This window comes from Companilactobacillus huachuanensis, from assembly GCF_005404815.1.
GTDB classification, from domain to species: Bacteria; Bacillota; Bacilli; order Lactobacillales; family Lactobacillaceae; genus Companilactobacillus; species Companilactobacillus huachuanensis.
Genome location: NZ_BJDF01000014.1, coordinates 34,900 through 56,339, shown reverse-complemented (window position 1 = coordinate 56,339; position 21,440 = coordinate 34,900). Strand labels below are relative to the sequence as shown.

Sequence of the window (21,440 nt, the reverse complement as noted above, 5' to 3'; positions counted from 1 at the left end):
TTAACACCATTACAAGACTGTTATTTACAGATTTTACGTATTACTATTAGATACCTAATACACAGGAGGTAACGTCATGGATAATTCTTTCAAATTGGAACAAAAGCATTTAACACTCGTCCACCAGACACTTCAGGAAACTCTTGATAGCATCGATAAATCACTGTCCATCAATGCCAAACAGGCAAAAAATTTCAAGAAAATCTCCGGTAAAGAAACAGCCATAAATTTTGACAGTTATGCTGACAACCTAGATACCTTTGCTGCAATTGAAACTATGAATAAACAAATCGATTCCTTCAATAACAAACAGACTCAACTTCAAAATACCAAGAAAAATATCTTGCGATTACTTCCAGCCCCTTACTTTGCCCGAGTAGATTTGAAATATCCTGATGAAACCGAGAAAATTTCTTTTTATATTGGTTCAGCTGGATTTTCACCAACACCCGAAGAACCAATGGTCATCGACTGGCGTTCTCCGATTGCTGATTTATATTACAATAATCGTTTTGGAAAAACTAATTACATCGCAAATGAAAGAAAAATTACTGTAACGGTCTCAAAACGCAGACAGTTCCTACTACATAACGCCGTTTTAGAGGATGTTTTTGACACTGATGTTGCCATTCAGGATCCACTGCTAGTTAAGACTTTACAACAGCACCAAAATAGTCAAATGAACTCCATTACGGCCACAATTCAGCAAGAACAAAATGTCATTATTCGTGATATCAAGAGTCCTGCATTATTAGTAAATGGTATTGCTGGCAGCGGAAAAACCTCTGTCGTTCTACAACGGATTGCTTATTTATTGTATCAATATCGTGACAGTTTAATTTCAAGCGATATGTTGTTATTAACACCAAATACCCTCTTCACCACCTACATCAACAAGGTCTTACCTAGTCTAGGTGAGGATTCACCATTACAAATGACTTTCAATCAATTATTGAAAACATTTATCAGTAGATCAATGAGTTTGGATGCTAAAACTAGTCACGTTCAAGAACTAGACAAGAAGCTGGATAATATGGTTTTATCAATCAATGATTTCAAAAACATTAAGTTGAATGATCTAACTATTTTCAGTCAGAAAGACATTCACTCATTCTTCACCCAAACACCTGCAAAACTGTCATTATCCAAACGTATAACGGCGTTATCTTCTATTCTGACAGCTGAAATCGAATCACAAATTGAGAATGATTCAAAAAATGGAAAAATTCAAGCAGAGTTATCCGATTTAACTGATTCGCAGCAAGAAAAGATTTTTGGTCGTCTAATTTCGCCCAGTTCTGATATTGCTATTCAAAAAGCAACCAAGAAAATGTTATTGTGGCGCAATCGAAATCTTTTGAACCAGATTAAACAAAAGGATTGGTTGAATACAATTCAAATTATTAAATCAATTTTGAAAACTCAGAAAGTCAACTCATTAGACTACGCATTTACACGTTTAAAATTACTAAACCTGAGTCAAAATAATCTTAAATTCGTGATGATTGATGAAATTCAGGATTACTCTTTGGATCAAATTCTATTCTTACTAACAGCATTCCCGACTGCTCGTTGGACTTTGGTTGGGGATCAATTCCAATCGATTATTGAAACCAATCATCCCTTAACTTTTAGCAATTTGAAGGATATATTTGAACAACACAATATCCCAGTTACTCAACGAAATCTATACACTAGTTATCGTTCCAGCGGAGCTATAACGCATACTTTTGTCCAACACGGTTCATCTGATTTAATTGATAAGATTAATACGATTCAAATTGGCGGCGAGGAACCTGAATTGATTGAAAACAGTAATTTCTCAAAACTGATTATTAACTTAAAATCACAAATAACTCAATTCAATAACAATGAACTTTCGGCCATAATAACAAGCGATTCCAATCTATCTCAATCAATCCACGACGAAATAAAACAGACAGTTCTGGGCACCATTGCCGAGAAATTGCCTGTATCTGGAATTATAGTTTTACCCTTAGCTTTGGCTAAAGGATTGGAGTTTGATAATGTTATCATCTCTGACGTTACCGCTGAATATTATTGTGATTCGAAATTTGGTGAAAATCGCCTCTATACTGCTTTTTCTAGGGCAGCCAAAAGGCTCATCATCAACTCGCTTGCTAATTAAATGGAACTGATTATTTCAGCCCCTAAGCTATTTTTGAAGTGCTCCAAAGCCCAGTCATGTCCAGCCTGATTAAACGACGCTACCGCCTTCTCATGGACGACAATGTGATAATTCAAGTTATAGGCATCGACAGCAGTATGGAGTACACAAATATCAGTACAGACACCAACTAAATGTAAGGTGTCTATTTTGCGTTCACGTAATTTAATATCTAAATCAGTTCCCGCAAAGGCACTGTAACGCGTTTTGTCGAATAAACGCACATGCTCATCATCATTATTGACGTCAAACCATTCTTTTAGACCACCGTACAATTCCCGTCCCCAAGTACCGCGAACATTGTGGGTCGGAAAAAGTTTAGTTTCTGGATGGTACAGGTCATTTGGTTTGTGTACATCAGTTGGCAAAAGGACCCAATCGCCGTTTTTATGCATCTTTTCAGCCAAATGAATAATCTCAGCTTCAATCTCCTGCCCAGGTTTTCCGCAAGTTAAGGCACCTTTATCAGCAACGAAATCATTCGTATAATCAATAATCAGTAACGCTTGTGAAGACATAGTAATTCCTACTTTCTTCTAGTTATTTGGTTACACTGAAATTATTCATTAAAACTTCGTTTATAGTCAATTTATCTGCATATGAATGATTTTTTAGAATATATTATTTTATACATAATTTTGAACTTGAGTCTTATTATGAACCTCTGTTGAAAAATCATTAAAAATCAAATGTGATAAATCTATCCCATGGAATTGGGTTAAATACCACGCCATAACTTGAACAACGGTTGCACCCAAAATAGGTGCTTTATTACTATCTCTAATTTTATAGAGAGTTAATTCGTGTCTCTTTTCGGTTACTGAGTCATCCGAAAAATCGGTCAAAAATACGTGCGAAGTATACCTTGATTCATACTTTAATAATTCATTCATTTTAGTGACAACATCATCAGTTCCTACAGTTTTAAAGAACAATATTCGATGATTTGAGTTTACAGATAAATATGGACCATGCATATATGCCTCCAGTTCATATCCATGGGTTGGGATTCTTACTGTTTCGGTAAACTTTGTTTCTAATTCGTGGGCAATCCCAACCATTGGACCAAAAGCAATTGTAGAAAACTGATTAGCATTTGTTAACTCTTTTTCATTACGTTTAACAAAATATGTAGTTTCTGATATGGTTTGCTCAATTTTGCATACTATGGCCCTAAATTCTATTAATTCATTCGTTTCATCCTCTGCAGAAATTTTTTCCGTCAATCTAGCAACTCTTAAACCTAATAGCATTAAATTTAAGACAGTTGCGGAAAATCCTAATGAAACATACCCTACCTTTTCTCTGCCAATTAAAATATCAAGTGTCGTATCACAACATTGCGTGATTTCAGTTCCTGGAATACTAGTAACTGCCATACTTTTTATATTTTTTACTTTTTCAATTGCTCTAATAGCATCAATTGTTGAGGTACTCTGACCACTTTGTGATACACCGATAACAAAATCACTAGAATAATTTAATTCTTCAAAATGACTATAATTATAAGGCTGTTCAATTTCGATTTTAATTCCGGTCATTTTTTCAATATAGTATTTAGCACTTAGTGCAGCGTTATTACTTGATCCTGTTGCCAATATTAACCAATGATTCATATTTATTGGCATTCCCTTTAAAGCAGAATCTATATTTTGTGGATACTGATCCAAAATTTTACTCATTACTTCTTGTTCTTTATTTATATACGTTAACATCGTTGGATTCTTCATACGATTAGCCCCTTTAATAATAATTGCTAATCACTTTTTTAGAACATTACTATATTTTTTTTCTCCACACGACTCACGAATAACTAAATCTGGAAATTCACTTTCAGCTGTTAAGAATGGTTGCCCATTGAAACTCCTAATTAATTGTTCAACAGCTATTTTACCTAATGAATTATTGTGCTGATTAATTGTTGTAATACTTGGAATATAATAATCACTATCTGGAAATTGATCAGCACTTCCGATAACGATATCTTTAGGTACATTCATACCCATTTCATGTAATCTTCTCACTGCACCTAAGGCTACACGATCATTAATAGCTACAACTGCATTTAAATCAGTTTGATTGAGAAGTTTTTCAATTCCTTGGTACCCATCTTTTAAATAGTAATCATTCAAAAGAACTGATTTATCATCATAATCTGTATACATCTTTACTAACTTTTCAAATTCAGCCAACCGCTGCTCAGTCACTCTAACTCCAGGTTTGCCTCCCAGAAATCCAATTTTGCGATACCCTAGTGAAAGAATATGTTGAACAATTAAACGCATACCAGTATTTATATGACGCTGAACGAAAATACAATCACAGTTTTCAACCTTTTGAGCGATGATAACAACAGGAATTTGCTTATTTAATTCATTTAGTGTCTTTAAATACTGTGAATCAACGTTTACGTGATCAATTTCACCACCAATAATTACTGCACCATCAACATGTTTCTCCTGAATTGTATGTAATGCCTTCACCTCTGGATCGTCAACAGCATTCATCTTGTCAGCACCTGTAGACATGGTATTAATCAAAATCAAAGTATAGCCATACCCTTCACTCACGTGTTCAATCTCTTCAATTAGACCAATGAAATAAGGATTACTTACATCGGGTAAGACAACTGCCAATGTTTTTGTTTGTTTAGAATGCAAACTTCTGGCAATCATACTTGGACGATAGTTAGTTTCACGAATAACTTTTTCAATAGCCTGTCGCTTTTCAGTCGAAACATATCCTGATTCATTCAAGACACGTGAAACAGTTGATGTCGAAGCTCCAGAGAGCTTGGATATTTCTTTTATAGTAATGTCATGTTTTTTCGTAATTAACACCTCGCTAAGAAACACTTTTAGTTTATGGGAACGGTTCCACAAATAAAAATATAAACTATTGACAGGATAAAATCAATGGGGTTATGATGAATTTGCGCTGAGAGCGCTTAACATAAAATGTGGGAACGGTACCATATTTAAGCTATTAATTTATTTAGGAGGATTTCTCATGATTAAACTTGTCAGAATTGATCATAGATTATTACATGGTCAGGTTGCTTTTGCTTGGACACCAGAGCTTGGTGTAGATGCAATCATGATTGTTAATGATGCTGCAGCAACAAATGATACGCAACGTAGCATTATCAGAATGGCAAAGCCACAAGGTGTTAAATTGGCCATCAAAACGGTTGAAGATGCAATTACTACGTTGAAGAGCGGCAAAACAAATGACTTGAAGATGTTTGTTATTGTTGGAAACGTTGAGGATGCCGTAAGTTTGCAACACGGTTATCCAGAAATAACTCATATAAATCTAGGTGGGATGAAGGCACGTGAAGGAACACATAACCTTAGTAAAGCGGTCAACTTGCTTCCTAGAGAAGAAGAAGAGATTAAAGGATTAATAAATGATGGTGTTGAAGTGGAGTTAAGACAAGTACCTGGGGATACTCCAATACCAGCTCAAAAATTAATTAAATAAGGGGTGTATTAAAATGCAAGCGCTACTATTAGGGATAATTGCTTTCGTCGCTCAACTTGATTATGCAACTGGTGACAGTATGATCTCACGTCCCATTGTGACTGGTGTTGCTGTTGGTTTAGTTATGGGCAATCTACATGCAGGAATCATTATGGGTGCTACTCTTGAATTGGCATTTATTGGGATGTTCTCTGTTGGAGCTTCAATTCCTCCCGAAGTTATCACTGGAGGTATTTTAGGTGTTGCCTTTGCAATTTCTTCCAACGCTGCTACTTCTGCAGCATTGATTTTGGCCTTACCTATTGCCACATTAGCTTTAATTCTAAAGAACCTTTATTTAGGTATTTTTATTCCATATTTGTCTAACAAAGCTGGCAAATATGCTGATGACGGGGATGCTGATGGTGTTCAACGAATGCATTATATTGCTGGATTTGGACTAGCTCTTTTACTCGCCTTGGTTGTCGCTGGATCATTCTTAGTCGGAAGCCATGCTGTTAAATTGTTACTTGATATGATTCCAGCTTTCGTACAACACGGATTAACGGTTGCTACTGGCATCATCCCAGCATTAGGTTTTGCAATGTTAGCTCAAGTAATTATGACAAAATCAGTTGTTCCTTACTTCTTCTTAGGATTTGCTCTATGTGCTTATCTAAAGATTCCTCTAACAGGAATTGCTATTTTTGGAGCAATCTTAGCCGTAATTATGGTGCAAATCATGCATTCAAAGAAGAATAATGCTGAAAAAGTTGTTACTACTGATGATGGAGGTGTAGACAATGGAGACGACTTCTAAGGATAAGAAAACACAAGATAAAAATGTACAAAAGAAAGTGACACAAAAAGATTTAAATAAAGTATTTTGGCGAACATTACAAATGGAATTTTCTTGGAACTATGAACGTCAAATGAATCTTGGCTTTGCTTATGCTATGATTCCGGTTCTAAAAAAGCTTTATGGCGATAACAAAAAAAAGATGTCAAAAGCTCTAAAACGCCATTTAGGTTTCTTCAATACAACTCCATTTATCGTTACCTTTATTACTGGTATTGTATCGGCAATGGAAGAACAGAATGCAAACGATGAGGATTTCGATGAATCATCTATTGATACTATTAAAGCATCCTTAATGGGACCTTTAGCTGGTATTGGTGATTCATTCTTCTGGGGTACTTTGAGATTACTTGCTACTGGTATCGGTACTGCGTTAGCTATTAAGGGAAATATTTTAGGACCAATCCTATTCTTACTAGTATTTAACATCCCTACTATCATTCTCAGATGGTTATGCAACAACTGGGGTTACAAATTAGGTGCAGGATTCTTACAGAAGATTCAAGCTAATGGGATGATGGAGAGTCTTACTTTCGGTGCTGCTATTCTTGGATTAATGGTTATTGGTGCTATGACTGCTTCAATGGTATCAATTACTATCCCATTGAAATTTGGTACGGGTGCTGAGACAATTAAAATTCAAACCATTTTAAATCAAATCATGCCTGGCCTTCTACCATTGGGTGCCTTTGGGATAATCTATTGGTTACTTAATAAGGGAGCAAAGCCACTTGTAATAATTGCTGGTATTGCAGTTATTAGTATTCTTGGTGCTTGGGTTGGTATTTTCTAATTAATCTTATATTTAACACGTTGTACTAGTTAATAATCTATTTTTAAAAATCATTTCTTTAATAATTTTTAGGCATAAAAAGATTGTAATTGAATATCATTTTAATCGAATTTTATAATCCTTTTACTAAAGATTCACTAGTGAAAATAGTCGAGAAATATTTGTGGAAGTGGTGTTTGGAGGCTTCCTAGTCTATGGAAAGGCTTCCAACCAATGTTTGAGTCCTCTTCTCAGGCTCAGACCGGTCCTGCACAGTCCATGAATGTTTCTGGCATACTTAACTAACGACTAACGCATTGCACGTTATGCCAAATAAAATAAATATACGCTTCGACTACTAATGCCCTATTAGATCAATAGGAAAAAGCAGATTATGTTATAATCTCCCTAACAATTGACTAGTTAGGGGCTTGTAATTTATGCGTAAAGAACAACGAAAACCGTTTAATCAAAAACATCTGATTTTTGCCATTATTGCCGTCGTTATCTTTGCTGCGTTATTGTCAGTTCTGACACTTAGATCCCCCACTAAAACTAGTGATACCAAATCATCTAGTAATGTCCCCCAGAATGAATATAAGGCTATCCGAAGTAATCTCGACAAAAAATTTAATCAGAATGGCCGGGTTGTCGCTGTCAAAGAGGAACATAATATCAACGACAGTACTAGTAAACATCCCCATACCGTCATTATCGTTACCTTGACCGATTCACAAACCCAAAAATATCTCAAGACTACTTATGAGGCAGTCCAAAATGGTCAAGCTACAGATGTTCAAAAGCAGTACATTTATTCTATTCAAAAAATCATTTCTGATGAGGCTAAAAAATTAGACAACAACTATGACGTTATTCAATTTGTTTACAAGGATGGCAAGAAATACATACCCGTTGCTAGTTCACAAAAAAATAAATTCATCATTCAACCAGTTAAGATTACTCAACCCCAACAAAAGTCTGGGACATAGCTTTTTCCGTTTCATTCATTAAATATTAAACCCAATAAAAATGAGTTGTATCACACCTAATTATTTCTTTTAAGTGTGATACAACTCATTTTTTATTTTTGAAATCTCTTAGTTAACTTATTTTGACTACGTTGTAATAGTGTTTCTGGATCAATGTCATATTTACTGCTGATCATCAAAACTTGGTCCAAAACGTCAGCTAATTCTTCTTGAAGATTATCTTCCAATTCTGCCGGAGTTTTCTTTGATTCACCTGGATGGTCGCGACCAATTTCAATTGCACGAACAGCTCGAGATAACTCACCGACCTCCTCAGTCATAAAATTCAAATGAACAAACGTAGGATATTGATACCAACCACAGGTTTTGTAAAAATCAGTTAGCCAAGCTTGGTGTTCTTTTAAATTCAAAATAGTCTCTCCTCAAAGTTATTTTTAGAAATGGGACAAAAAAACATCAGATAATTTCTGATGTTTTGCGTTTATTAATTGACTGTTTCTTCTTTTTTAACTGTAGATTCATCGAAATCAATAATCATCTTAGCAACTTCTTCAGGCTTTTCCATCATTGCTAAATGACCGGCGCCCTTGATGTCTTCCATTTTCAAGTCAGGAACACGGCCAATAGTAGCTTTGGCATCCTTAATACCTTTGTCAGTCAAAATTTGATCACCTTCACCAAAGAGTGCCAATGTTGGGATATCAAAAGAACGTAGACGCTTGTTCAAAGCTTTTTCCCCTAAATAATCAACGGACATCTTTTGCAATTGTTTAGCAACCTTATGGTCAACCTTATTAGCAGCCTCATCAACTACCTTAGAATCTGTCAGACTACTGCGGTCAAAGTTCTTGTCAAAATACATTCCAGCTTTAACTGGTGATTTGGCTAGTTTACCTAGCAATGGAATACTAGCTACAGACGAATGAGCGTCCATATCAGCGTATTTATCGGTAGCAGGTGTATTTAATAGAATAAGTTTGTTAATCGTAAAGCCACGCATTTCTGCCATATTTACGGCAACCAAACCACCAACACCGTATCCAAAAACAACTAGCTTTCTAGTTATCTTTAAACGCGCCATTGCTTCTAATAAGTTCCATGCTTCCGAATCAATCGTATAATGATCGTTCTTAGAATTAGATGATTTTCCTTGACCCAGTAGATCAAGTGCAACAATTGTTTGATATTTACTCTTTAAATAGGGAATTATGTCATTGAAATACTCAATTGAACCATTGATCCCGGGAACAAGGACGATGATACTGTCGCTATCAACGGGACCGATTAGATTTGTATTTACACTACCCTCAGATGTAGATAATATTTTTTCCAAATTATTCTGCCTCTTTAGTTTTTTGCTCATACTAAAAATATACCTAACTTATGAAGATTTTGCATGATTTCTAACGTTTTTTAAAATATTTTTATTTAATGAACGTATTTCATTGACAATTTTCCAAAAATGATTTAGATTGGACTAGACCAGAAAGATAGAGATGGGAGATCAATACAATGAAGATAATTAAAGTTAAAGACACACAAATGGGTGGTAAGGAAGCTTTCAACCTTGTTAAAAAGGACATCGAAGACGGCGGTAAAGTCCTCGGTTTAGCTACTGGTAGCAGTCCAATCACACTTTACAATGAAATGACAAGTAGTGACCTTGATTTTTCAAACATGACATCCGTTAACTTGGACGAATATGTTGGACTACAACCAACTAACGAACAAAGTTACCACTACTTCATGAATGAACACCTATTCAACAAGAAACCTTTCAAGAATTCATACGTTCCTGATGGTTCAAATCCTGACGCTGAAGCTGCCACATCTGATTACGACAAGATTATTGAAGACAATCCTATCGACCTTCAAATTCTTGGTATTGGTAGAAACGGCCACATTGGCTTTAACGAACCAGGCTCACCTTTCGATGGCAAAACAAGAAAAGTTGGTTTGACAGAATCAACAATCGAAGCTAACACACGTTTCTTCGAAGATGAAAAAGATGTTCCACGTTTCGCTTATTCAATGGGTATCGGCTCAATCATGAAAGCTAAGAAAATCATCCTTCTAGCTTATGGTGAGAACAAGGCTGACGCTATTGCTGCTACAGTTGATGGTTTCGCTACAGAAGACTGCCCAGCAAGTGCATTGCAAAACCACCCTGATGTAACACTTATCATCGATGACGCTGCTGCATCAAAACTTAAATAATTTTGAAAATTAATAAAACCGGTAATCAATTTTGATTATCGGCTTTTTTGTGTTTAATTTACTAAATCTTCCTCGAAGTGATCATAGCCATTCTCTGGGGTAACTTTTACCTTCGGGAAATCCAAGAAAACAAACAATAAACTCATAATAAGGGTTAGATAGCAGTACCAGACCCATGGCACAATCGCAATTGGTGAAATTTTAGCCATTCCACCAGCAACTAACAATTGTCCAGCATAAGGAATCAAACCCTGAACGTGCGTTGCAAACATCGACAATAATGTTGAAACACGGGCGCGAGACAATTTAAACTTTCTACCAATTTCGGTTGCTAAGGGTCCGACCGTGATAATGGCAATCGTGTTATTTGTTGTCGCAACACACAAAAGTGTCACCAAAGCACCGATAGAAAATTCAGCGCCATGCTTTGACTTAGTCTGCTTACCCAACGTATCCATTAACCATTGAATCCCACCGAGATATTTCATCAACTCGACCAACCCACCGACGATAATCGAAATAATGGCAATATCTTCCATACTGACCATTCCCGATTGAACGTATTTCATTGAATCAATCAAATTAAAATCGCCATGGATCACACCAACTACAATTCCTGATGCCACACCGATAATCATAACTGGCATGACGTTTAAACCTACTAAGGACAACACAATTACTAAGATATAGGGAACTAAATCGACCAAATTCCAACTATACGAACCAGTCAAAACCACCGTTTTAATTGGATAAATAGCTAACAAAATAATATTGATAATAATCGCTGGTAAATAAGTAATAATATTTAATTTAAATTTTTCTCGTTGCTCAACACCTTGCGTTTGAACCGAGGCAATTGCTGTGGCGGAAATAAATGACAAGTTATCACCAAACATCGCTCCACCAACAACGATTCCAGCCATCAATGCAGGATTAACTCCTGTTTTAACAGCAACATCAACTGCAACTGGCATTAAAGCGGTAATAGTACCCATCGAAGTTCCCATCGCAAAGCTCAAAATACAACCGATAACAAAAATACCCGGTAAAATCATGTTGGATGGCAAAATACTTAATCCCAAATTAGTCACAGACGAGACTGCATGCATCTTCGAAGCCACACCTTGAAAAGCCCCGGCCAAAATAAAAATAACGACCATCATAATCAACGTAGGCTCACCACCGCCTTTGCAAAAGGTCATGACTTTTTCTGAAAATGACAGTTTTTTGGTACCCTTCGGTGGTGCAATCCCGAATGCCACTATTGACGCTAAAATCATCCCCACTAACAGTGGCATACTATCAAATCTTCCTGAGACGATTCCAGTCAATGCATATAAAATCAAAAATGCGATCAGTGGCAGTAATCCTTTGATACTGCCTTTTTTTATTTCTTTCATTATGAAGCTCCATTAATTTCAAAATAATTTTCGACAAACATACCTTAAAATATTAAGCCACCTCGATTAATTAGACAAGTCATTCTTCAAGGTCACTAACAATGACATAATATGACATGTCGTGTTGATACAATTATTTTTGCAATTAAGTTACAGAGGAGAATTATTCATGAAGAAAACAATTTTTATGTTCATGGGGATTTTTGTTTTATTAGGAATTTCTGGTTGTAGTAATACTTCTGCCAAATCAGCACAACAATCACATATCCAAACAGAGCACAAACAAGCCAAACCGATATATTATCAAAACTTAAAGATGGCTGATCAAAAGAAAGTTAACTTCAATTTCAAGGCCGATCAAAATGATTATGGCTATTTTATTTCAGCCAAAATCACTAATAAATCTAACAAAACTATCAAATTTAACCGTTCTAAATTTGCTCTACAATTCATTGATAATGAGGTACCAACTGCCCTAAGTGGCGCATTGATTTTGAAACCTAATCAAACTAAGAAATTGCCTAATCTATTTCAAAAACAGAACATCAACGAACTAATTCAAACTAATTGTTTTGTGACTTATTTCCATAAATTTAAGTTGGCATCCACTCGTTCAATGTTTTCAACTGCTGACATAAATAATCTAAGCCAAACAACTAATAATAGTTCGAACCAAACTAATGATACTAATGCACAAAATGAATCTAATAATACAAACGATTCACAAGCTGTATCTTCTGACAATAGCTCCTCAACTAATACAACTCAATTAACTGAAGCTCAGGCTCGTCAAAAGTTAGCTGATTCTGGCTATGGTGACACCTCAGATTTGACAGCAGAACGAGAAGATGGTTCTTGGGATCTCTATAATGGCCTTGGCACTTGGATCGTTTATGATAATGGTGATGTTTCTTATCCTGGTAATCGTGCTTTGGATCAATACTTAAAAGACCATCCTGATGCAAATACAGATAATTCTGACTCAGACGATGTCGAATAATATTCATCTAAAGGTCGAAAGGTGAAAAACTAATATAACCATTGTTGTTACTGACCTAGAGTTAATTTATTTAAATAATCAGGAGTTTTGTTTTATTGTTTTATTATTCCTTTCATTAAAAAGAACAACAAATGAATACTCTCAGCTCTGTAAACGACATACTTAATTAAACCTTCGACCTTTAGATATTCATAAAAAAAACTGCTGATCATTTATGAATTAGCAGTTTTTTTGAACCCAATTTTGTTTTTCAAATACATTAATATTGCTACCAGAATAATTATTGGTGTTAATTTCAAAGGGAAAAATAGCATAATGAAAATTCCCGCAACAACAGGAGAAATTAATTCACTCATAATGGTTGTTGCGACAATAGCTACAATGAACAACTGATCATAACCTGGCAATAATTGTGCGATTGCAAAACCTTCAATCATTGCGGCAAAGGTTATCGGAAAAATATGTCCCCCACGCCAATTGAAATTAAGACACCATGCTAAGAAAAGTAATTTTAAAATTCCCATCACCATCAAAAATAATGGTGACTTATTAGCCCAATTTCCAATTAACAAATTCAAACTATGCTGGCCTGAAAATAATAAATCCGGTGCCAAATAAGAAATCAAGATGATTGCAATTGCTCCCATCGATACCTTTAAAAGCAACGGTAAATTCATTCTATTTATCCACATGTGGAAAACTTTGTAGAACAGTTTACAGCTTTTTCCAAAAATTATCCCCACAATCATTAAAATCGGCAATATCCAGATATCCACAGGATGCCAATTTGATTCGCCCAATTTTATGATGAATGACGGTTGATCTGTTTGGCGAATTAACAATGTAAAGGCTAAAATTCCATTGATGATAAATACTGGATAAAGAATTCGTTTTTGTTTGATGATTGATGGTATTTTAGGCGCGGTAGCGCCGACGTATTTTTGCTGAAATTTGAAAGGATCAAACAAGCGTTTTAATGTTTCATGTAATGGTAATTTTTTTAATTTATCGTATTCAAAATATAAGTACCGTACTTTATCAGCCTGCCATATTGATAAGGAAATAATGGCACTCAACAATGCTGCTTCCGGTCCGACACCCGCTCCAAAACTAAGAATAATTAACGTTATTAGCAGGTTCAAAAAGACATCATGATAATCAATTGTTTTGTTAAGTTTTAATTCCCGCAGAGAATCTTGTGATGTTTTAGGTAAATTAGGCCAACGATTTAATAAAAGGTAAAGTATTAAACTACCGATAATTACCAATACGGCTTCAACTAATCGGTTATTACTCGACCAAACTGCCTCCGAAGTAATTCCTTCCAAAATCAGAAAAAGACCAGCAATTACACCAATAATCGCACTCAATAAAAATCCATAAATCACAAGCGCAACTTTTTTAATATCACTCACCCTTTCTTGCGTAAATAAATGACATCCATATTTGCAACAATAGTGAATATATCAATTATCCACCTTTCAACTTTCAGATAAATAACCACAGGTTGAAAGGTGAAAAATTAATCTAACCATTGCTGTGACAGTCCTAAATTCAATTTATTTAAATAGCAAAAAATTACACTTGGACATTCTTATTATTAAAAAACTAGTTGGAAGAGCTGAAGGTATTCATTTGCCACGAAAGTGACGTTAGAACTTTACTCTCAAACAAACTAAGATCCGAGATCGATTTTCGGCTCGAATCGTACCGCGCAACATATGAATACTTTCAGCTCTGGAAACGGCATCATGCATCAAACTTTCAACCTTTAGTAAATAAAAAAACAGCCCCATCCCCTAAGAGATGTGACTGAATGCTTATTCTAAGAATAAGACTTATTGCACTTTCGTGCACACGGACTCGAAGTCCAATAAATGACGTAGCATTTATATGTCTACTATAACGCTTTATTACATACTTTTGTAGGTTAAATTTTAGACAAAAAAAAGGAGAAATCTACACATCTGTAGATTTCTCCAGTGGTAAGGTGCGACAAGGTTTTCCAAACGCTTTCACGCCAACCGTCTACCCTTACCTCGGTTTGGCACCGTTATGTAGTATTGCACGAATGATGGTTATAAGTCAATCATTAAATATAAAAAAACTGAAACCATAATGGTTTCAGTCTTTTTCACTTCAATTGTTTCACATGGAACATATTGTATAAAAAACAGACGTTCGTCACAATATATTGTGGTACGTTCCACTTGACTATCTTTGTAAAGAATTTACAAGATCATTACATAACTTATGACTTAAAACGGCTGACTCTGGACTGATTGGATTAGCTGTTCCATGTGAAACAGCATCCAGAAAAGCTTTAATGATGGGGTCGAAGCCTCTTGTTACTAGTGTATTTTCCCAATCTGGACGTGATTCTTGTGTTACTTTTCCAGTTTGATATGTTTGTAATAAACTCAAGTTAGTTACAACCTGACGTGCCTGTGCACCTTGAACTGTTGAAAGTTCCAGATTGCTGCCTCCAACCATATTAGTTATAACTTGTACTTGGCTCGTAGCACCTTGCAAAGTTATGTATCCTTGTTCCAAATTACCATTTTTCGTAACTAAAAAGTTATTTACATGCTTAATTTTCTCATCCATCAGATACACTGCAGTATCGACTGAATGAATCATCAAATCATATATGGCAAATTTAGTTGGTTGAACAGCATTGTCACGAATTTTTTCCGAGACAATAGTCTGTTTATCGGGAATTCGTTTCAGCTCCTGATTAAACGGTACAAAGCGTCGATTAAATCCACACGTTAACAAGAGTTTTTTGTCAGCTGCCAATTTATATAAAGCCTCAACCTCATTCAAATCTTCAGAAATTGGCTTATCAACATAAACATTGATACCTGTATTTAATAGCTGTTTAATAATTTCAAAATGTGTTGCTGTTGGCGTATGTACGAAAACTGCCAATGGTTTTTCAGCAATCAATTCATCCAAAGTTTGGTGAAAATGATTGAATCCATATTTCTGTTCAAGCATTTCTCCCTTAGCTTCATTTCTGGTCGTTAAATGCCACTCATACTCATCTTGTAGTGTTGCCATAACGGGTAAATATGCCTTTTGCGCAATATTCCCTAGACCAATCACACCAATTTTTTCCATAGTCTCACCTCAAGTTTAATATTCGTCGAACAATTGGAGATGTTCTTTAAGATACTTGCCGGTTAAACTAGCAGGATTATCTGCAATCGCTTTCGGAGTACCTGTTGCAACAATTCTACCACCATTTATGCCACCCTCGGGACCTAAATCGTTGATATAATCCGCATTGGAAATAATATCCAAATCATGTTCAATCACAATGATCGTTGCATGCTTTTTCAGAAGTTTATTGAAGACATCTAGTAATACACCAACATCTTTAGGGTGTAATCCAACACTTGGTTCGTCAAAAATGAATAATTGATTCTTTTGGCTTCGTTTCATGTAAGTGACCAACTTCATTCGTTGAGCTTCACCGCCTGACAAAGTTGGAGTACTCTCTCCTAATTTTAGATAACTCAATCCAATATCAATCAAGACATCAAGTGTATTTTCAATCTTTGGTTCGTCTTTGAAAAAATCTGCCGCTTCTCTAACTGACATATCGAGAATTTCAGCAAGATTTTTATCGTGCCATTTAATATCCAAAATATCCTTTTTATAGCGATCACCGTGACATACAGGACAAGTTTGAACCATATCTGGTAAATACTGAATATCCAGCGTAATCACCCCTGTACCGCCACAATTTGGACAGGCACCTTGTTTGTTGTTATATGAGAAATACGTTGGTGTAAATTTTTGGGCTTTTGCAGCTGGTGTCTCGGAGAACAACTTCCGTAAATGATCCAAAATTTTCGTATAAGTTCCAACAGTTGAACGAACATTCTTCCCAATCGGAACGGAATCAAATTTTACGATATTTTTAATATCAGCTGTATCGACGTCTTTAACAAATCTAGGCAGTGGTTCACCAGCAATTCTATCGTCCATTGCTGGTAACAAACTGTCAAAAATCAAGGTCGTCTTTCCCGAACCCGACATCCCTGAAACAACATTGAGTGATTCTTTACTAAACTTAGCCGTCATATTGTGGATATTATAACGGTCACCAACAGCAATACTAATAGTCCCCTTTGCAAAAGGTTTAACTGGTTTGTGCTTGATAATATCGGCCTGACCACTCAAATATGGTTGAATGACTGAATTCTTTTCACCCTCGATTTGATCAACGGTTCCTTGACCAATAATCCGGCCACCGTCCTCACCAGAATCTGGGCCAATTTCAATCACGTAATCAGCGGCAGCAATGATACTTGTGTCATGGTCAACAACTATCAATGAATTTCCGAGGCGTACCAATTCCCGCAATATTTTTATCAAGCCTTCAACATTAGCAGCATGTAATCCAACACTCGGTTCGTCTAAGACATATAAAACACCGGTCATTTGATTACGAATCGTCCTAGCTAATTGAATTCGTTGTAGTTCACCGGTCGACAGTGTATTTCCGGCTCGCGAAATCGATAAATAATTCAATCCTAAGTCTACGATTGGTGATAATAAATCCAATAATTCATTGGTTAAATTTTTGCCTAATGCTTGCATATCTTTTGGCAACCAGGCCATGATATCTTTACAAAAGTCTTGTAACTGAGAAATTGTAAAGTTAGAAACCTCTGCAATATTTTTACCAACCAATTGATTGCTGAATAATTTTGGATTAAAACGACTTCCCTGACAATCTGGACAAACTTTTACAGAATAAAATCTCTCTAGACGTTTTACAGCATTCTCATTTTTGGCATTTTTAAGGCTATTTTTCACTGCTGTAACGGCATTCTCGTACAAGGCATTCAATTTAAATGACCGGCCAGTCTTAGTAGGAACAATAACCTCTCGTTTTAATTCCTCACCATTAACGATGACATCTTTTTCATGTTCATTTAAATCTTTAAATGGCACATCAGTTCTGATACCTAATTCTTTAATGATATCCTTCTGTAATGCGCGCCCTGGTAGATTCCAAGACCTGATAGCTCCATCGTCAACTGAGAGTGTTTCGTCTGGAATGATTTTTGACAATTCAATATCCTTTAAGAAACCAGTCCCCTGACAAGTTGGGCAGGCTCCGTCCGAATTGAAAGCAAAATCTTCGGCACCAAAAGCCATGAATTTAACGCCACAAGTCGGACAAGTCATCATTCCCATTGCTTCATCAGATGCTGGTAAATCCATCACTTCAGAAATTTTCAATGTTGGATCCAAGCGGTGACCATTGGGACAAACTATTGATGACAATCGCGAAAACATCAATCTCAAAATATTTAGACTTTCAGTCATTGTACCAACAGTTGAACGTACACTCGGAACAGTTGGCCTTTGGCGCAAAGCAATCGTTGAAGGTAAATTCTTAATGTCCTTGACGTCAGAACGTCCAACTTGCGTAATTCTTCTACGTGTATACGTCGACAGTGCATTGAGATACTTTCTTGCTCCCTCAGCATAGATCGTATCCATTGCTAAAGAAGATTTTCCAGAACCAGATACACCCGTAATAGCTACAAATGAATTCAATGGTATTTTAACGTCAATATCCTTGAGGTTATTAGCATTAGCACCAGTAACTTCGATGTCATCTGGAATGTAGTTTTTATGTCTTATCGTCATAATTTCCCCTTTCAATCAATGTGTCGATTATAACATTGCAAAGGTTAGTTTACTGGGATTAGCAATTGGATGATATAACGGCGTTATATGCAATTTAAGACATCGTTATAATGATGAAATCAAATTCGATTTTTGTTTATCAATTGATATACAAAATATTTGTTAGAAAAAAAATCCGTAACCTCTTTCTATCTGGGGTTACGGACCTTCTATTTTTTATATCCAAAGTTTGAAAGTTGAAAAGTTAATATATATATATAACATTGTCGTTACAGGCCTAGAGCTAATTTATTTAAATAATCAGAAATTTTCATTTTACTGTTCCCGCTATAAAAAGCAAACTAGTTGGAAGAGCTGAGAGTATTCAATTGCAGCGAGAGTGGCATTAGGACTTTAGCTTACATCACCTGGGGTGTTGAAGACTCGCGGATTTTGCGGGGCCTCAACCGAGGCTCGAGACCGTACTTTGGCTCGGACCGTTCCGCGCAGTAAATGAATACTCTCAATTCTGGAAACGGCATGCTTAACTAAATTCAACCTTTAATTATATATTCAGTGGCTCTAAAACGAGTTCCGACAGGGCAACTCCTTCCGCTTTTCATAGATTTGTAAATCGCCCGCAAATTCGGCGTGCAATTCACAAATCTACGAAAATGCTCGGGAGCTGACCGCCCTGTCTCCACTCTCTACTTCTTTGCAATCTTTCCTTGTTCAATATAAACACTCAAAATTCCAACGTCAGCTGGATTAACTCCACTGATTCGGCTTGCTTGAGCAATTGTTTCAGGATTGATTTTGCTGAGTTTTTGAACGGCCTCAGTAGCCAAGCTTTCAATCTTTGTATAATCAATGCGATCAGGGATCTTCTTTGATTCCATCTTCTTCAATCGCTCGATACGCATCTGTTCTTTCTTGATATAACCATCGTACTTAGTTGCAATTTCAACTTGTTCAGATACTCGATTATCGACTGGAAAATCGGCTTCACCAACCATGTCAATAATATCTGAATAGTGTACTTCTGGTCTTCTCAAGAAGTGGTCAGCCAAAATTCCATCTTTCAATGGTTTCAAATCATGTGCCTTCAAGAATGGTAAGGCCTGTTTTGGTGTGATCATCTTATGTGCTAAACGATTAAGCTCCATTTCAATAGTTGTTCGTTTAATTTTGAAGCCGTCATAACGCTTGTCGCTGATCATACCTAACTTATAACCGTAGTCTGTCAATCGCAAATCAGCGTTATCATGACGCAAGATCAAACGATACTCAGCACGACTTGTTAACAGACGATATGGTTCATTAGTTCCTTTTGTTACCAAGTCATCAATCAAAACACCGATATAAGCTTCATCACGGCGCAAGATAAATGGATCTTTTCCTTGGGCACGTAACGCTGCGTTGATTCCTGCCATCAGACCTTGTCCGGCAGCTTCCTCGTAACCTGATGTTCCGTTCATTTGACCAGCTGTAAAGAGATTCTTAACGACCTTTGTTTCCAAATTCAACTTCAATTGCCATGGTTCAATGACGTCATATTCAATTGCGTAGCCGGGACGCATCAACTTAGCATTTTCTAGTCCAGCAACTGAATGTACCATCTTCAATTGAATCTCTTCTGGCATTGATGTTGAGAAGTCTCCAACATAATATTCTTGGGTATCTCTACCTTCTGGTTCAAGGAAAATTTGGTGCCTTGGCTTGTCAGCAAAACGAACGATTTTGTCTTCGATTGAAGGACAATATCTTGGTCCAACACCTTTAATTACACCAGAGAACATTGGAGCACGGTCAAGATTTTCACGAATGATCTTATGTGTTTCAGCATTTGTATAAGTCATCCAACAAGAAACTTGGTGTTGAAGATAACTAGAATCTGGCGTCTCAAATGAGAAATGGTTTGGTTCTTTATCGCCAGGTTGTTCAATTGTTTCATCAAAGTTGATTGTATTTTTATTAACACGTGGAGGTGTCCCTGTCTTAAAACGAGTTAACTTGAAACCATTCTCTTCAAGATTTTCAGAAAGCTTGATTGAAGGAATACTGTTATTAGGACCGGATGAATACATCAATTCACCAATAATGATCTTACCTCGTGAAGAAGTACCAGCAGTAAGTACAACAGACTTAGCGTGATACTTTGCACCAGTTGCTGTAACGATACCTTTGCAGACACCATCTTCAACGATTAACTTTTCAGCCATCCCTTGACGAAGTGTTAAATTAGGTTCGTTTTCCAAAACATCCTTCATTACACGGTGATACATGTTCTTATCAGCCTGAGCACGTAATGCACGAACGGCGGGGCCTTTACCAGTATTGAGCATACGCATTTGGATGTATGTCTTATCAATATTGCGTCCCATTTCGCCACCTAAAGCGTCAATTTCACGGACAACGATACCTTTAGCAGGTCCACCAACTGAAGGATTACATGGCATGAAAGCCACCATATCCAAGTTGATCGTTACGAGCAATGTTTTTTCACCCATTCGGGCAGCAGCCAAAGCTGCTTCAGAACCAGCGTGGCCGGCACCTACAACGATGACGTCATAAGTTTCTGAATCAAATTCCTTAATTTCCATTTCCTACTTCACCTTTACTTAGTTTTACATGTTGCACTAATTTAACTATTAATAAAATATTACTTTCAATTACATATGAACGATACTAATTAATTTATTACAAATATTCACATCAATTATATTCGGCAAAATAAATTTGAAATCTTAGTTTTATTGTTCCTACCAAAAAAATAAACTAGTTGGAAGATCTGAGAGTATTCATTTGCAGCAAAAGTGGCGTTATTGCTTCAGCAATTACACCACCGGTCGCGTTGAAGACTCGCGGGTTTTGTGAGGCTTCAACCGAGGCTCGAGACCG

Annotated in this window: 17 protein-coding genes; 7 read left to right on the top strand and 10 right to left on the bottom strand. The window is 36.3% G+C overall.

The annotated features are described in order from the left end of the window. Positions 1-76: 76 nt before the first annotated feature. On the top strand, positions 77-2,149 hold the full coding sequence (locus FFM71_RS08965) for a HelD family protein (RefSeq protein ID WP_137611840.1): 2,073 nt from the start codon (positions 77-79) through the stop codon (positions 2,147-2,149). Here FFM71_RS08965 and FFM71_RS08960 read toward each other — a convergent pair. From FFM71_RS08960 to FFM71_RS08950, 3 genes are all read right to left on the bottom strand, one after another. Continuing rightward, positions 2,146-2,706 (bottom strand): cysteine hydrolase family protein, encoded by a 561-nt coding sequence (locus FFM71_RS08960; RefSeq protein ID WP_137611839.1) that lies wholly within the window; start codon positions 2,704-2,706, stop codon positions 2,146-2,148. The genes FFM71_RS08965 and FFM71_RS08960 overlap by 4 nt on opposite strands. A 108-nt stretch (positions 2,707-2,814) precedes the next feature. Continuing rightward, positions 2,815-3,918 carry an SIS domain-containing protein gene (locus tag FFM71_RS08955; RefSeq protein ID WP_137611838.1) on the bottom strand — a complete coding sequence of 368 codons (1,104 nt, stop codon included), beginning with the start codon at positions 3,916-3,918 and terminating at the stop codon, positions 2,815-2,817. A 30-nt stretch (positions 3,919-3,948) separates the two neighbouring features. Then, positions 3,949-5,028 (bottom strand): LacI family DNA-binding transcriptional regulator, encoded by a 1,080-nt coding sequence (locus FFM71_RS08950; protein ID WP_223876511.1) that lies wholly within the window; start codon positions 5,026-5,028, stop codon positions 3,949-3,951. 169 nt (positions 5,029-5,197) lie between these two features. Between FFM71_RS08950 and FFM71_RS08945 the strand changes: the two genes are divergently transcribed. The 4 genes from FFM71_RS08945 (at position 5,198) to FFM71_RS08930 (ending at position 8,270) form a co-directional block, all read left to right on the top strand. Beyond that, on the top strand, positions 5,198-5,671 hold the full coding sequence (locus FFM71_RS08945; protein ID WP_137611837.1) for a PTS sugar transporter subunit IIB: 474 nt from the start codon (positions 5,198-5,200) through the stop codon (positions 5,669-5,671). Positions 5,672-5,678: 7 nt separating this feature from the next. Further along, positions 5,679-6,470 carry a PTS mannose/fructose/sorbose/N-acetylgalactosamine transporter subunit IIC gene (locus FFM71_RS08940; protein ID WP_137611836.1) on the top strand — a complete coding sequence of 264 codons (792 nt, stop codon included), beginning with the start codon at positions 5,679-5,681 and terminating at the stop codon, positions 6,468-6,470. After that, the gene (locus tag FFM71_RS08935) at positions 6,454-7,302 is read left to right on the top strand and encodes a PTS system mannose/fructose/sorbose family transporter subunit IID (RefSeq protein ID WP_137611835.1); all 849 of its coding nucleotides are present in this window, start codon (positions 6,454-6,456) and stop codon (positions 7,300-7,302) included. Before FFM71_RS08940 ends, FFM71_RS08935 begins: the two co-directional genes overlap by 17 nt. A 419-nt stretch (positions 7,303-7,721) precedes the next feature. Beyond that, a complete protein-coding gene (locus FFM71_RS08930; RefSeq protein ID WP_137611834.1) occupies positions 7,722-8,270 on the top strand; it encodes a hypothetical protein in 549 nt (182 codons plus the stop codon). Positions 8,271-8,362: 92 nt separating this feature from the next. On the opposite strand, the gene FFM71_RS08925 is transcribed toward FFM71_RS08930, so the two are convergent. Further along, on the bottom strand, positions 8,363-8,680 hold the full coding sequence (locus FFM71_RS08925; protein WP_137611833.1) for a MazG nucleotide pyrophosphohydrolase domain-containing protein: 318 nt from the start codon (positions 8,678-8,680) through the stop codon (positions 8,363-8,365). Between the two features lie 74 nt (positions 8,681-8,754). Then, positions 8,755-9,603, bottom strand: a complete 849-nt coding sequence (locus FFM71_RS08920) for an alpha/beta fold hydrolase (protein ID WP_137611832.1) — start codon at positions 9,601-9,603, stop codon at positions 8,755-8,757. Positions 9,604-9,782: 179 nt separating this feature from the next. On the opposite strand from FFM71_RS08920, the gene FFM71_RS08915 reads away from it, so the two are divergent. Next, positions 9,783-10,487 carry a glucosamine-6-phosphate deaminase gene (locus tag FFM71_RS08915; protein WP_137611831.1) on the top strand — a complete coding sequence of 235 codons (705 nt, stop codon included), beginning with the start codon at positions 9,783-9,785 and terminating at the stop codon, positions 10,485-10,487. 53 nt (positions 10,488-10,540) lie between these two features. Here the strand turns inward: FFM71_RS08915 and FFM71_RS08910 are convergent, their stop codons facing one another. Beyond that, positions 10,541-11,887 (bottom strand): Na+/H+ antiporter NhaC family protein, encoded by a 1,347-nt coding sequence (locus FFM71_RS08910; RefSeq protein ID WP_137611830.1) that lies wholly within the window; start codon positions 11,885-11,887, stop codon positions 10,541-10,543. 169 nt (positions 11,888-12,056) lie between these two features. On the opposite strand from FFM71_RS08910, the gene FFM71_RS08905 reads away from it, so the two are divergent. Then, complete coding sequence (locus FFM71_RS08905) at positions 12,057-12,887, top strand: hypothetical protein (RefSeq protein WP_137611829.1); 831 nt, start codon at positions 12,057-12,059, stop codon at positions 12,885-12,887. A 212-nt stretch (positions 12,888-13,099) separates the two neighbouring features. On the opposite strand, the gene FFM71_RS08900 is transcribed toward FFM71_RS08905, so the two are convergent. The 4 genes from FFM71_RS08900 to mnmG all read right to left on the bottom strand — a co-directional run bounded on the left by FFM71_RS08900 (position 13,100) and on the right by mnmG (position 21,142). Next, positions 13,100-14,275 (bottom strand): chloride channel protein, encoded by a 1,176-nt coding sequence (locus tag FFM71_RS08900; protein WP_223876510.1) that lies wholly within the window; start codon positions 14,273-14,275, stop codon positions 13,100-13,102. A gap of 826 nt (positions 14,276-15,101) precedes the next feature. Further along, positions 15,102-16,010 carry a Gfo/Idh/MocA family protein gene (locus tag FFM71_RS08895; RefSeq protein WP_137611827.1) on the bottom strand — a complete coding sequence of 303 codons (909 nt, stop codon included), beginning with the start codon at positions 16,008-16,010 and terminating at the stop codon, positions 15,102-15,104. A gap of 15 nt (positions 16,011-16,025) precedes the next feature. Next, entirely contained in the window at positions 16,026-18,560 is a 2,535-nt protein-coding gene (locus tag FFM71_RS08890) for an excinuclease ABC subunit UvrA (protein WP_137611826.1), read from the bottom strand. A 686-nt stretch (positions 18,561-19,246) separates the two neighbouring features. After that, a complete protein-coding gene (mnmG, locus tag FFM71_RS08885) occupies positions 19,247-21,142 on the bottom strand; it encodes a tRNA uridine-5-carboxymethylaminomethyl(34) synthesis enzyme MnmG (protein ID WP_137611825.1) in 1,896 nt (631 codons plus the stop codon). Positions 21,143-21,440 lie beyond the last annotated feature (298 nt).